The following is a 14,862-nucleotide window of genomic DNA, read 5'->3' as shown; positions in this document are numbered from 1 at the left end:
TTTTCAACGTCAATTATTGTGGCCTACACAAAGCCCTTGGCTTTGCGCACGATCCATTCCACGAACAAACACCCGAGAATAATCCACAGGTTGGCCCAGCGATCCCACAGCGGAGTTCGTTCCACGGATTCATGAACTTCGGGCGACAGCGATGCAAGTTGCAAAACTTCCGCCACCGCCGTGGGCGGAATGACTTGCCCACCCGTCGTCTTGGCAATTTGCTCCAACAGCGCCCGGTCGCAGCGAGTATCCATCATTTCCAGGCTGTCGCTGGATTCAATCGAGATCAGCGAGCGGACATCTTTCTGCTCCACTTGGCCACTCAGCAATTGATCGATGATCGTCCCCTCGACCAAGATCTCGTAAGCACCCGCGGGCAGACCTTTGAGGACGGCGGAGTAGCGTCCCGCCATTTCGTCGTCGGCCACCAAGGGCACACTGGCAACGGTGTCGTCCAAAACTCTCGCGGCCACTTGCACTTCTTGATCAGCGAGTGGCCGACCCGTTTGATCCTTGAGCCATACCGTAACTTCTACCGGTTCATTCGTGGCGTAATGGGTTTGATCCGTCGAAAGCCGGACCAGATCGAAACCGCTTCCTAAGTTCGTGGCAGTAATCCAGCGGAGCATCTGCCCCCAAAAACGATGATGCCGACGATCATCGCGACGAAAACGAAGCTTCCAGGTTTGGGGACTAGAGAGATAAACGACCTTCCCCGCCCCGGCTTGATGCCAACAGAGAAACGCCGCTTGTTCTTGCTGATCTTCGGGAAGTTGCACCGTCGAACCGTACGGAACAGCTTCAATCAATGTCCGCGCGGTCTTCTTGGGCTTACAAAATAGCGAGACCCCACCCAGCGGCTTCTGATCGTACACGTCTTGCCAGGCCATCTCGCTGAGTTTGGCTCCATCTTCGATGGCGAGTGCGCTGTGGACACGGCCCTCGTCAGTGAGCGCCACGGTGTAGCTTTCGTAGACCGTGCCAGAGAGTGGCTCGACCGGGAGCAGTCCCATCAATGGCTGGCCTTCATAGGCTTGTGGCATATGATCACGGCCAGAAATTAGAATGAGATGCCCGTTTCGTTTGCGAACATATTCCACGAGTGATTCCTGGCTCGCGCGCGGCAATTGTTTGGGGCTGATGTCGCCCAGAATCACCACGTCGTACATCGCCCAATCGTCGACCGTTCTGGGAAATTGCGGCTTGGCGGCAAGGTTGCCCGTGCCACGTAGCCGAGGGAAGAAGAGCAGTTCGTCGCATTCCACGTGAGGATCGCGGCGGAAGAGTTGCTGCAAATAGCGATATTCCCACTGCGAAACGCCATCCGACAACAAAACGCGGAATTTATTTTTAACGACTTCCCAAGAAACGGGCGTCACGTTGTTGGCTTGGCTGGCCTCACCGTCGACGGGTTCCAAAGCCAACTCATATTCTTGCCACCCCAGCTTGTCGGCGTAGACATCGAACTTCACCCGGCGATCAATGCGATCACCCGTGAAATCGACCGGTTTGCGATCGACGATTTCACCGTTATGCCGTAACACGAGTTCCGATTGCAAACCGTCGCAATCAAACGCGGTGACAATCGCTTCAATCACTGCGGAGTCACGTTCCACGACGGTCGACGGCGCAGTCACGCGATGCACCACCAGATCACGAACCAAGGCTGCGCTGCCGACTGGCACGACGAACACGGGCAAATCGTGTAATTCCGCGGCGGCTTCTTGAGGCGCGACGCCATCAATGGCCGTGTGGCGGCCATCTGTGTAAACGACGGCCAGCCGAGTGGCGTCGGTGGTGCGTGCTTTGGAGAGTTGTTCCAATACGCCACTCAGATTTGTGTTTGGATTGGCCGGTTTTCCAGTACGCGGTTGCGAATCCGCTTCCACATTCAATCGCTGCGACCAAGGCTCATCTCCCGACACGGGCGTCAACATCGCATCAAAACGAAAGCGATTCACGCGCACGTCGTCGGGCAAGTCCGTCAGCGCGCCTCGCTCCAAAGCCCGTAAGGCTTCCGATGTTTTTTCTTGGCGATTTTGATTTTCGTCCGTCGCGAACACGCCGCTATTGGCATCGATTTGTTCGCGGAGGAGATCGCTCGCCAAAATATCGATGCGACGCTGAGCACCTGTCAGGCCTTCGCCCAACTGCCCCAAGGATGTCGTTAATTCTTCAACAACAGAATCACCCCGATCAGTCACCGCTTTTTCAGCCGCGTCGAGCGATTCCGCGATCGGGCCTTCCAGCAGCGTGTCAACGCGAGCAAGCCGTTCGAGCATGTCGTCGCGCGTCCCTGCGAGTTCGTCGCTAATGGTTTCGCAATGTTTGCTAGCCCGTTCCACCGCGATTCGCACCGATTTCAAACTTCCACGGAGCAAATTCAAGGGCCGATGCTCTGCCAGCATTTTCGCGGTGGTTTGGCAATGTTGATTGGCCACGGCCAAGGCCACTCCCGCGCGGTCCGCGGCAATCATGGCGATCTCTGCCGCTTGCGGGTCGCTGGTCATTTTCTCAGCTGCTAATTCCCAACGGACGCTTTCAGCGCCGTCGGGGGGATCAACGATGTTCATGCTCTCGCTGTGATCGGCAATAATCGCAATCGATTGCGGTGTGCTGCTGCGCTCGACTTTTTCCATCGTGGGACCGACCGCCATCCAGAGGGCTAACCCCACCGCACCCAACCGCGTGGCCCAAAACACAGTGGCCCAACCCGTGCCTAAGGCGTTACGGTCACGAATCAATAACCACGTCGTGAGTCCAATAAGCAACAACCCAATTACGATCGCCGTCGGCAGCGAAAGCGCGCCGTCGAAGATCAAGTTTTCAGATTGTTGGCTGGGAGACATGATTGAAACTTAAAACGAGCTGTTCAAGGCTGGGCCGCTCCGTTGTCGTGTTAACCACGATGAAATCAACAATTCAGCGGCAAGTAAAACGATGAGTGCGACTAAAAGTGTCTGCCAGATCGGCTGCTCCCGCACGGTGGATTCTTCGGTCACTTGCGCTTCGGGAAGTTCCGTGCCAAACACGAGCCCCGACGCGGCGAGCGAATCGCGCTGCTGCTCGTCGAGAAACCTAAGCTGTGATTCCCGTGGATCACGAGCAACGTGAAAAGGAATGCTCGCGGATTGGCCACCGTCGGTATACAGAACTCGATATGCACCCGGCAAATGAGTTTGCCAGTAACGAACCACGTGTGAGTCTTCAAGTTCTTGACCAACAAGTGGCACGGTGGTACCCGCAGGAGTAAGTAACTGAATCTCGTCACCATCGGCGCTAGTCGGTAACGTAGCGACCAAGGCACTTCCCGACGCAAGATTAAAACGGGCCGACGTGGGCGCCGTCAAATAATCCAGCCAATCAGACACCATCACCACATACGATTTGAGTTGTGGTAAGTTGCTCCACTCCAATCCCAGCGGGAAAGATTGAACGATGACTCGTCCTTCCCCCACGTAGTTCTCAACGACAAGTGGCGTGCCGTCGCCCGCTTCGAGCAAAACTTTGGTTTCTGCCGCATTTTCCTCACGCGGAGCAAACAACCAATGCGTGTTGATACGGGCTTCATCGATATCAAGTTGCGCGGTGTTGGCTAATTGCACCGTCGCGGGATGATCGCGGCCGGGCGGGTGAATTTGGCTCGCTTCTTCGGTGGCCGAGTCATTTTCTTGCAGGCTTTCCAGCGGCAACGGACTGAGCCCATCACCATCGTCGAAAAAATCGCGATTGAAATTCGAGCGATCGACATTCTCACCCAGCGCGATCCACAATCCGCCCCCTTCTCGAACGAAATCATCGAGTCGCGAAATCGTTACATCATCTCCTTCGAGGACCTCGGTAAGCACAATGGCCCGATACTGGGCAAGATTCGTCTCGGCTAATTCGCTTGTTTCAATAATCGTAGGGCGATAAACCGCGTGCCAAGGTTGTGGGTCCGTGCCGTTGTACCCCAGCGCTGCGGTCAAAAAATCGCGGGATGATTTCTCGCCATTCGCAAATTCGGGGTTATGGACCACTAATACGGGAATTTCATCGGTTACTTCCAGAACCGTTCCTTCTTCCTGATCGAGCGGCACTTGATCGTCGGCCTCAATGCGGCAGCGAATCAGATAAGTCCCGGCATCTTTTCGCCGCAGCGACGTTGAAACCTCGGTCGTGGCGCCTGGTGATAATACTCCCAATGAACTTGTGCCCACGACTTCATCATCGACCAGCCACTCGACAACTCCCGCAGGACGCTCAACTTCTCCCAGATTGATCACTTGCGCACGAGCTTGAATCTCTTCACCGGGCCGAGCAATCTTTCGCGAAACTTCGATCCCCTGTACCGCGAGATTGTCTACCTGGTTGTTTTCCAATCCACATTCCATAACTTGGATGGTTGTAGGAACATTCGCGTTTGTGAGTGTTTCTCCCAATTGTGTCCAGGCTTGTTCGGCTTCGAGTTGCCAGCTTTGTTCTTGATTGTCCGTAAACACGACCACCCGCCGTGACGCTGGCTTGTCCTCGGGTTGCAGGTGAACAACGGAAAGCAGACAGGTCAGCAAATCGGCCGAGCCGCGAGACGGTTCAGCCCCTTCGACGAGCGAGCGAATTTGATTCACACCCGCGTAATCGCCGGTGAGACCCTCGGCAGTGAGCCATTGCCCGCCTCCGGCCGCAAGCATCACATGCACACGGTCGTCGCCGGAAAGTTCATCGAGAAACGCCACGGCATTATCTTTGAGTTGATCGAAAGATGAAGTATCGGCGACCGTGCGTGACATCGACAGCGAATTGTCGAGGATCAACACAACCTCGCGGCTCCCGGCCGAACCCCACCAACTGCTGCTCACCAGAGGTCTGGCCAGAGCAAAGATCAAAGCAATCACCACCGCCGTCCGCAGCAACATCAGTAGGATTTCTTCGAGCTTTTCCCAACTGCGACCCTTAGTGAGTGCCTTTTCCAAAAACTGCATGGCCCCCCAATAAACCATGTCGTGTTGCCGTCCCCGATAGAGATGGATCAACACCGGCACGGCGGCCAGCGGCAAGGCGAACAGGAATAGTCCACTGAGGAACGACACGGCGATCTTCTCAAACGAGGATTTCGGTTTAACGAGTACGAGCTAACGTGGCAGTCTTCTGTGCGGTACGCCGGCGCAGATATTGAGCCAATGTTTCCCCCAAATCTTGGTCTGTTCTGAGCGTGACCAAATCGGCACCAATATTGGTGAGCATGTCGCGAAATTGCTCGCGAAAGGCGCGAAACTCGGCGAGGTACTGTTTGCGTAGCGTGTTGGGATTAATTTGTAGCCGGCGTGGGAGTTCCAAATCCTGAAAGAACGATTCCCGTTTGAAAGGGAATTCCAATTCTTCAGGCGCTAAGACTTGAAACACGAGCACGTCATGACCACGCAGGCGAAATTGTTCGAGGACGTGTTTCAGCTTGGGGACGTCTCCGAAACAATCGCTCAGCAGAATCACCATGCCCCGACGTTTCAAACGACCGGTTAATTCTTGAAGTGTTTCGTCGAGCTTCGACTTGCCGCTGGCGTCGATCCCTTCCAGCACGTTGATCACCCGAGAAAGATGATTGGCCCGCGGCAAGGGTTTGACATAGTCGCGCAGCTTTTCACCGACAACGGCGAGGCCCACTGAATCGCGTTGCCTTAGCAATAAATGCCCCAAACACGCGGTAGCCATTTGCGCGTACCGCCATTTCGTGACGGTCGACATGCCAAACTGCATCGAACCGCTGGCGTCGACGATCAGCAAAGCTTGGAGATTCGTTTCGTCGTCATAACGCTTCACGTAGTAACGGTCGGTCTTGGCAAACTTTTTCCAATCGAGCTGCCGGATGTCATCGCCTTGGGTGTAGGGTCGATACTCGGCAAAGTCGGTGCAGCCACCTTTATGCGTGGAGCGATGCTTGCCTGAAAGCAGCCCATCGACAACCGTGCGAGCGATGATTTCCAATCGCCCCAGCTTCGTGAGCATCTGAGGATCGAAAATCGGCTTAGTCGGCACGCCTGCACGCGCTGCCGGCATCGGCATGCGAACCGTGGGGCTAGGGCGTGGACTTTCCCGCGCTCGCAGAGAATCGACAAATTGTTGCACGCGGGGTTGTTGTTCCACGATAACTCAAATGCTTGCCATGAATTTTATGCGCTGGCCGCGAGCGTGCTCCGCTCGACGAGTGCGTTGACAATATCATCGGTGTCGAGACCGGCCGCCTCGGCATTGAACGTCGGGATAATTCGATGCCGCAACACGGGCAGCGCGACCGCTTGAACATCAGCCGTCGTGACATGACAACGCTTGTGGAGCAATGCCCGAGCTTTGGCCGCTTTGAGTAGAGCGATGCTCGCCCGCGGCCCCGCGCCGTATTGAACCTTATCGCGCAAGTCGGCGGGGAGTTTGCCTTCGTCGGGGCGAGTCATGCGGGCCAAATCCACGGCGGCTTCGTAAACGTGATCCGCCACCACCACCTTGGGCACAAGTTGCTGCATGGCGAGGAGTTGCTGGACATCGATCACTTGCTGCGTCGTGTGCGAGTAATCGGTCGTTTGCCGTCGGCAAATTTCCAATTCACCGACGCGGTCGGGATACTCGACCTTGATTTTCATCAGAAAACGGTCGAGCTGGGCTTCGGGCAGAGGATAAGTTCCTTCCACTTCGATGGGATTCTGGGTCGCCAGCACAAAAAACGGATTTGGCAGCCGATAGGTTTTCCCGCCGACGGAAAGTTGGCGTTCTTCCATCGCTTCGAGCAATGCGCTTTGAGTCTTGGGCGGGGTGCGATTGATTTCGTCGGCCAACACCAGATTGGCAAACAAAGGGCCCTGCAAAAAGCGAAACGCCCGTTTGCCGGTCGTGTGATCTTCTTCCAATACGTCGCCACCGGTGATGTCACCGGGCATCAAGTCGGGGGTGAACTGGATGCGATGAAACGTGAGGTCCATCAATGACGCGAGTTGCGAAATCAGCAACGTCTTCGCCAAGCCCGGCATGCCCTGCAAAATACAGTGGCTGCGACAAAGGATGCCGATCATCAATTGTTCGGTCACTTCATCCATGCCGACGATCACACCAGCCAGTTCTGTGCGCATCCGTTCATAGGTGGCATACAGATTGTTCACCATTCGGGTGACTTCTTCCGTGCTGGCGTGGGGAGCAAGTACGTGATTGGAATCGAGCACGGTTTGATGATTCTCACTCATGATAAGTTCCGGAGGCTCTGGGGTGGGAATGTTAAGGCGACGTCTATCCTGGATAGAGCCTATCGAAGATAGATACGCCGCAACCGCGGATTTGTTTATGATACCGGTTTTTGGGGTAAAACAATGGGAGTTCGCTGAGATCGTCAAAATCTTGGCAACTATTCCGTGGCTTCCTGGTCGCCAATCAAGCCATCACCGTCACCATCGAGTTGCTTGAATTGCTCGCTGGTCCCCAAAAATTCGCTCCGGGATACGTCGCCGTCGCGATTGCGATCCATATCCGTGAACCACGCTGGCACGCTGGCTGCGGGCTTAGGTACAGCGTTCGCAGTCGCACCAACACTGGCAAAATCGCGCGCCGCCGACGTCGGCTCAGCAAGCATTTCGTGGGCATGAGGGCCACGGGTGATTGAAACGCGAATGGCAGTGGGTTTTTCGTGGGAATCAATTTGTCCATCACCATTCCGATCGAGTGCCGCCAAAACGGCCGCCATATTGCGACACTCACGAGGTGAGAGCCGACGATCACCGTTACGATCTGCCAAGCGGAACAGGGGATAGCCATCCACAACAGCTCCAATGGCGATCTGAGTTGCCACCGGTTCGGCGGCATCTTGCTCCTTCGCATCGCCCGCAGAAAATTCCAAATACTGCGCACCTTGAAGGGCGGTCACCATATTCTCATGCTGCAAATGCTCGCCCGCGTTCATTGCCAACAAAGCAACCTGTTTCTCACCGTCTTGCTTGCCGAGCGAAACGCGCAACTTTATGTCGGCGGTTTCTTCCACTAAGCTCTGGATTTCGGTCTGTGACACATTCAGTTGGCCACTCGCGATACGATTCAAAAGCGCCGACGCGGACGAGGCGGCTGATCCTTGCTGCCCCGTCTCGCGTCGGCTGTAGGCAGCTTGCAGATGGGAGTGTAATTGCTGCCAATTTGTTTCCCGATCGATCACCACGGCAAGTGGGTGACCAAAGGGTGCCGTCGTGTTCCGAGAACCCATCGCGAAGAGTTCTTCCAACTCGACGATGCTGTTTTCATCGACATCCGCCTGGGCGAGACGTTCCGCGGCTGCGGCAATTTCAGCCGCGCTTAAGATTCGATCGGCATCGACATCGATGGCATTCCAGAGTGGAGCGAAACCAACCCGTTGCCAATTCATGGCTGGGCCCAGTGTTAAAATCGCTGGGCCACCCGTCCACTCGGCAAGCAGCCAACGTACTTCCTCGCGGTCGGCTTTGACATCCGCCGAAGCCATATAATTGACTAATCGCTGAGCAACGCTTCGTGTCGCTCGTTGCTGCACGTCGACGACTGGCTTGTCAGGATCTTTTTTGGCCTCTCCTTGATCTTCCTCTTGCGATTTATTTTCTTGGGATTCTTCATCGTTGGAGTTGCTCTCGGCGACCTGTTCGGTTTCTTTTACATCTTCTGGCAACGAGACTTTCACGGCATCGCGAACGAGAGTTTCGACCGTTGCATCATCCAACAAGTCGTCGATTAATTTCTCCCGTGCTGCGGTGAATGGTTCGCCATCAATGAAAATGGCGATATCAACCAGCAGCGGCTGTTCAGGGCCTAAAATAAGCAGCCGCACATTGGGATCTGTTCGATCCACTTGCTGAGGGATCAGCCACTGGCCATCGGCACTACGGGCATAATTGTCGAGCGTCGTATCCGGCGGTTGTTGATATCCGTTGAGGACCACGGCCTGCGTCATTTCATAATTGTCTGCTTGTGCTTTTAGCTCTTGGACGGCGCACGTGGCGAGAGGCTTTTCGCTCTGCACATCTTCAGCAAATATGAGTTGCTGCATACCCGCAAACACTGTCATCAAGCCAATGAAGCACGCCCGGCACGACTTGTTGAGTCGAGCTAAAGAATCGAGCGTGTTTGATTGAGAGAAGTGCATGGAAGTTATTTCTCAACTCACTAATTCATCGATTGCCATTCCGTCGACCATCGCAATGGGTCGGCCGGATGTCGACATATTCTGCGTTTCCGGGGCCACTCCGAGTGCGGTACATAAGGTGGCAAGAACGTCGGTCACCGAAGTTTCTGCCTCCTCGACGTGCATGCCATCTTTGCTGGTTTTGCCGTACACTTGTCCACCTGCAATCCCGCCACCGGCCATGACGCATGACCAAGCTTGCGGGAAGTGATCGCGTCCGCCGGATCCATTGATCTTGGGAGTGCGGCCAAATTCGCCCATCCAGATAATGGTGGTCGATTCCAACAAGCCGCGCGAACGCAGGTCGTCCATCAACGTCGCCCAGCCGGCGTCGAGTTCTTTGGAAAGGGCTTCCACGGCCGTAAAGTTGTTGGCATGCGTATCCCATCCGAAGCTGCCGTTGGAACTCGTATTGAGCGAGACTTCCACAAACGGCACGCCCCGTTCGACCAATCGCCGCGCGAGCAAGCAACCTTGACCGAACATGCCCTTGCCGTAGGCCTCGCGAACTTTTTGTGGTTCTTTCGACAAATCAAACGCCGATGCGGCATCGCTGTCGATCATCCGCAAAGAATTTTCGTAAACCATTTGATGAGCCCGCGTCGCCTCGGCCGGATGACGCCCGAGAAAACCGTCTTCCATGGTCTGCCAAATTTCCAAGCGACGTTCCATTTGGGCTTTCGTCACGCCATCGGGTGGTGCGAGGGCATCGACTTTCAATTGAGCGAAGTCGTCACCGGCCACGGGGGCGCCGCTATTGGTTTCGCCCACGAACAAGGGAGCATACTTCGGCCCTAGGAACCCAGGCCCAAATGCTTCGGCATTGAATGCGCGGTAGGGTGCGATACTCACATAAGGGGGTAAGGCGATTTCACTTGACGCAAGTTGTTTCGCCAGAGCGGCACCAATAGCGGGGAATTTTTCCACACCCATCGGCGCGCGGCCCGTCCGCATCAAATGCGTTCCGCGCCCGTGATCTCCTTCTTTTGTGCTTAGACCACGGATGATGGCTAGCTGATCGGCTTGCTTGGCGAGCTGTGGCAAGTGTTCGCTGAATCGCATGCCTGGCACATTGGTGGAAATCTCTTTGAATTCGCCGCCATTTTCATGCCCCGGCTTCATGTCGAAGGTATCGGTTTGACTGGGTCCACCAGCCATCCACAGCAATATGCAATGCCGTCGACGCTTGGGGTCGGCGGCCAGTTGCTGGGCAAACGACGGCAGCCAGCCGCTGACGCTTAAGCCACACAGGCCGAGCGTAGCGGATTGCATCCATCGTCGGCGATCCATTTCGTTCAACTTGGCCATGATTCACACCTCGTATTCTGTAGCTGGCCTGAAGGCCGGTTCAATTGTTCAAGCTTCTGACCGAGGTCACAGACCTCAGCCACAGATTCCTATCAGTGAATAAAAGTAAACTCTGCACTGTTGAGCAGCGCCCAGAGAACGTCGCCCAAAATCGCGAGCCGCTCGTCCGCGTTATTGGCACTCTCAAGATAGTCAAGCAGCTTTGCTCGTTCCGTTGGTTCTGGTTGTCGAGAGAGCGTTGCTAAGAACAACGTGTCGAGTCGCTGTTCGTCGGTGAAGAAAGGAGCGTTCAAAGATTTGAGTAGGCCACTGCTTTTCAAATCCGTCGCGCCATGCACGACCGAACCGTGCATCAGGGTGAGAGCCTGAGGAACCCCCGCTTGATACTCGGTGCGATTTTCTCCCGCTGCACGGAATTGTTCGATGAAGGCCTGGCGACTCATATTTTCGGTGCGTGCTAGTGCTCCGTCGGGTGCATTCCCCAGCATCCCTTCATTTCTCGTCGCCACGGCGATACAGTCGAACAGCTGATCCGCGGTGAAGTTCTTCATATTCATCCGAGCAAAACAAAGTGCTTGCGATGGCTCGTCCTGGGGCGAACCGCTCGAGAGTTGATAGGCATCGGTGAGCACCAAAGCCCGCAGCAAACGCCGCAGATCAAAACCACTGGCGGCGAAATCACGGGTGAGCAAATCCAACACCTCGGGACAGACTGCCGGATTGTCAGGCCGCATGTCGTCGACGGGATCAACCAAACCTCGACCGAACAGTTGCTGCCAGACACGATTCACGGCCGCACGCGCAAACAGGTCGTTATTCTGATTGGTAAGCCAATCGACCAACTGCCGTCGTCGAGAAAGGTCAGTTCCCTCGGAAGTTTTTTCTGTGGATGCGGTTGTCTCTTTGCCAGGCAAGTGAGGAGCGATCACGGTTTCCGTATCTGGTAGCATCACTTCGCCATGATGGTTGTCATGCACCCGCAAGACGGGCGAAGTCATTTCCATCTTTCCTTGGGGCCGCGAGATCTGAGCGAAATGTGCCGCGAAACCCCAGAAATCGGTTTGGGCAATGCGGTCGTCAAACGGATGGTCATGGCACTGGGCACATTCCATACGGGTTCCGAGAAAGACTCGCGAAGTCTTGGCAGCCAATTCTTCGGGATTTAATTTCAACGAGGCATAGAACAGAATGGGGCCCGATTCGCTCACGCGGCCTTCGGCCAGCAAAAGTTGTCGCACGATTTCGTCATAGGGCAGGTTTTGCCCGAAGCGATCGGCCAGCCAAGCGTCAAATTTGTTCGTGCCGCCATAAAGATTAAGGTCAACTCCCTCGGGGAGCAGCACGGCTCGCCAAACGGCAGCCAGATGAGTGGCATGATCGCGGCGCGCGAGTAAGTCATCCACCAAACGCTCCCGGCGATCAGCACCAGGATCGTCCATAAAGGCGTAAACTTCGCTCACCATGGGAATCCGACCGGTGAGGTCGAGATACACACGGCGCAAGAATTCGGCGTCGGATGCCGGTGCCGCGGGGCGAATTCCTTGAGCCTGCCAGAAGTCGGCCAGCCGCGTGTTAATTTGCGTCACCAACTCCTGTTCTTCGAGCGGCTTGGCGAGCGGTGCCGCGGCTTTGAATTTCAGAGCAGGCGTGTTGGAGGCAACCCGTTCTTCCGTCGCAACGGCGGGAGTGGTCGACTGACTGGGCGTGTCGGTCGTTGGTTGCGCGGTTGGTGATTCAGGTCCAGCCGCGACAACCAACTCCTCGACCACAACAGCTGACTCCGGCTGTTCGACCCCAGCCAAGGCCACTGCCACCGGCTTCGCAAGACTTGCTACAACAACTTTGGCTTCCCGAGGCACGCCCAATGCGAAAATCGAATCGGGTCCCTGTTGCGGATACGAGAACTCCAACGATTTCTTTGCTCGTTGGCGCTCATCAAGCACCCGGCCACTCACGGGAAGTTGCGTTTCCGAATCAAGCAAGAAAACTAGGCGAAGTAATCCCTTGTTCTTCTGCCGCAGAGTGACCTGCAATTCGATGAATTTGTCGTTCTCTTCGAGAACCTCGCGCCATGATTCCTCGACGACCTCCAAATTCGTGGCATCAACATTGGCGAGCGCTGACGGCAGTTCCTTCATCCCTAACAGCAAGGCCAGGAACTCACCTGAGAGTTGGGATGGTTCAGTGAGTCCGTGCTGATAGATCGTTTGGTCCGCGGGATCAAAGTTCTCCGCCGTATTGGTTTGGAAATTAAGATAGACCCGTGCTTGACCTTCTTCGTGCGCAGCCACCTGCGCCGATTGCGAAAACCAGCCGATGGCCGCTTGCGCGCCGTCATTGGCCTGCGAGTGCGAGATCGCTTGCACCCAGTCGCAACCTTCGAGCGCTTGGATCATCGCGGCCCAACCATAAGCAGGCCGATCACTCCACAGCCCCACGGCGACCAAAAGCGTCGCAGCGGCGACGGCCGTGCCGAAGATTCGCAGAGTCGAACGCCGTTTTGTGGCCGCCTGAGATAAAGGAATCGTGGCGGGTTCCGCATGAGCTACGCCATTGACTTCCGAACTCGAAAAAGCGAACTCGCGATCGAGCTGCTGCGAGATCCGGTTGACAAAGTCGGCCGACATCGGGGGCGCGGCGAACGTGGTTCTCAGCAACTGCTCGACCCGCCGTTGGCTGGCCTCATCTTCGAATTGTTCATGTCCTGTATTCATACCGACACCAAATCTTTGGCTGTTGATCGCTTAGGTTAGGGGAAGTTGAACCGGCGGCAAGCTGGCCACCCCGTTGACGGGAAGTTCCCGTTCACTCAATTCGTAGTACCGGCGAAACTCGCGCCGGGCACGGTAGAGTGAGGCTTCGATCCCCTTTTCTGTTTCATTCAATCGTTCGGCGATTTCACGGACGCGTAGCCCTTCGGCATACTTCAATTCGAGAATCAGGCGCTGCTTGGGTCCAAGCCGCTCCAGAATTTCGATGACTTGCTTGCGAGTTTCAGCCGTTTCAAGTGCCCCCGCGGGCGAACTGGCGAAACATTCCGACGACGGATCGCGGCCGATTTTTTCCAATCGATCTTTAAGCCGAAACGATTGGCGATGGTGGTCGGCCACTTTGTTGCGAACGACTGACCGCAACCAAGCGGCGATATGGGCCGCATCGGCTTCGATTTGATGAATGTTCTTGAGCAGAGCTAACATTGTGTCGCTCACCACGTCCTCGGCCACATGTACGTCTTGAACCTGGGCGTACGCATAGCGCCATGCCAAAGGCAGATAGCGCGTGTAAAGCGCACACCAAGCCTCGGCGTTATCATTTCGCGCCGCACGCAGTAGTTCAGCGTCGGTCAAACTCGCACCTCAGTGGGCCGTTGTTGCCAACGGCCAAAATCGCGGTTAGCCAGTTCACTCGCCTGGTCGAAGGACAAGGTTATTTCGGACAGGTCCGCCGGGTCTTGGCGGTCCCGTCCTGCTAACTGCCAAGATAGTCGTTCCTGCGAGCGAAATCACTCAGTCGCGGAAATTTGGCGGATTAGGCTAGTCGCGACAGCTGTCGAAGCCTGTCGAAATTGCGGTCGGCTAGCTAAAATTGCTCTATGAGCAGCACAATATTGGAGAAAATCGTCGCCACCAAGCATCAAGAGGTGCTCGCCGCCCGTGCGCAGCTTGCGGATTCGGAACTCAAGGCCCAAATTGCCGATTCCCCGCCCGTAAGAGATTTTTTCGCGCCACTCGCGGCGGACGGCCCAATCAGGCTCATCGCCGAGGTCAAAAAAGCGAGCCCTTCAGTGGGGCTGATTCGGGCTGACTTCGATCCCGTGGCGATCGCTCAAATCTATGAACAGCACGGCGCCTCGTGCCTCAGCGTTCTGACGGACGTGCCTTATTTTCAAGGCAGCCTCGACTATCTGCGTGCCGTGCGTGCGGCGGTCGGTATCCCGGTACTGCGGAAAGACTTTATCATCGATTCTTACCAGATATTGGAAGCCCGTGCCGCGGGAGCCGATGCCGTTCTCTTAATTGCCGAGTGTCTGGACGACTGCAACTTACGCAAACTTTTCAACGAGACGTTGGAACTCGAGATGACGCCGCTCGTTGAGCTCTACGAACCGGCGAATTTGCCGCGCGTGCTTGAGGCGGGGGCCAATTTAATCGGCGTCAACAACCGCAACCTGCACACGTTTGAGGTCGATCTCGAACATACATTGCGTCTGCGTCGAGAAGTCCCCCCAGATTGCGTGCTCGTGGGTGAGAGCGGCATCAAGAATCGCGCCGATGCCGTACGACTGGAAGCGGGGGGCGTGAATGCGATTCTCGTCGGCGAATCGCTTATGAGGCAAAAAAACATAGGCTCAGCGGTCGACGAATTGCTCGGCCGCTGAGCCTTGTTTATAGCTTCGA

General features: G+C 55.7%; 9 protein-coding genes. 1 reads left to right on the top strand and 8 read right to left on the bottom strand.

Translation table 11 applies throughout. The annotated features are described in order from the left end of the window. Positions 1–23: 23 nt before the first annotated feature. From AC6T8Q_RS09880 to AC6T8Q_RS09845, 8 genes are all read right to left on the bottom strand, one after another. Entirely contained in the window at positions 24–2,849 is a 2,826-nt protein-coding gene (locus tag AC6T8Q_RS09880; RefSeq protein ID WP_500678916.1) for a hypothetical protein, read from the bottom strand. A 9-nt stretch (positions 2,850–2,858) separates the two neighbouring features. Further along, on the bottom strand, positions 2,859–5,069 hold the full coding sequence (locus AC6T8Q_RS09875) for a BatA domain-containing protein (protein ID WP_500678915.1): 2,211 nt from the start codon (positions 5,067–5,069) through the stop codon (positions 2,859–2,861). 28 nt (positions 5,070–5,097) lie between these two features. Then, complete coding sequence (locus AC6T8Q_RS09870; RefSeq protein ID WP_500678914.1) at positions 5,098–6,120, bottom strand: DUF58 domain-containing protein; 1,023 nt, start codon at positions 6,118–6,120, stop codon at positions 5,098–5,100. A 26-nt stretch (positions 6,121–6,146) separates the two neighbouring features. After that, positions 6,147–7,127, bottom strand: coding sequence for an AAA family ATPase (locus tag AC6T8Q_RS09865; RefSeq protein ID WP_500679061.1), 981 nt, complete (start codon positions 7,125–7,127; stop codon positions 6,147–6,149). Between the two features lie 236 nt (positions 7,128–7,363). Continuing rightward, the gene (locus tag AC6T8Q_RS09860) at positions 7,364–9,118 is read right to left on the bottom strand and encodes an EF-hand domain-containing protein (protein WP_500678913.1); all 1,755 of its coding nucleotides are present in this window, start codon (positions 9,116–9,118) and stop codon (positions 7,364–7,366) included. A 12-nt stretch (positions 9,119–9,130) separates the two neighbouring features. After that, positions 9,131–10,465 carry a DUF1501 domain-containing protein gene (locus AC6T8Q_RS09855; protein ID WP_500678912.1) on the bottom strand — a complete coding sequence of 445 codons (1,335 nt, stop codon included), beginning with the start codon at positions 10,463–10,465 and terminating at the stop codon, positions 9,131–9,133. A 92-nt stretch (positions 10,466–10,557) separates the two neighbouring features. Further along, the gene (locus AC6T8Q_RS09850) at positions 10,558–13,179 is read right to left on the bottom strand and encodes a DUF1549 domain-containing protein (RefSeq protein ID WP_500678911.1); all 2,622 of its coding nucleotides are present in this window, start codon (positions 13,177–13,179) and stop codon (positions 10,558–10,560) included. Between the two features lie 30 nt (positions 13,180–13,209). After that, the gene (locus AC6T8Q_RS09845) at positions 13,210–13,812 is read right to left on the bottom strand and encodes an RNA polymerase sigma factor (protein ID WP_500678910.1); all 603 of its coding nucleotides are present in this window, start codon (positions 13,810–13,812) and stop codon (positions 13,210–13,212) included. 245 nt (positions 13,813–14,057) lie between these two features. On the opposite strand from AC6T8Q_RS09845, the gene trpC reads away from it, so the two are divergent. After that, positions 14,058–14,843 (top strand): indole-3-glycerol phosphate synthase TrpC, encoded by a 786-nt coding sequence (trpC, locus tag AC6T8Q_RS09840; RefSeq protein WP_500678909.1) that lies wholly within the window; start codon positions 14,058–14,060, stop codon positions 14,841–14,843. The last annotated feature ends 19 nt before the right edge of the window (positions 14,844–14,862 follow it).

This window comes from Bythopirellula sp. (assembly GCF_041737835.1).
Lineage (GTDB): Bacteria > Planctomycetota > Planctomycetia > Pirellulales > Lacipirellulaceae > Bythopirellula.
This window is presented reverse-complemented; position numbering and strand designations above follow the sequence as displayed.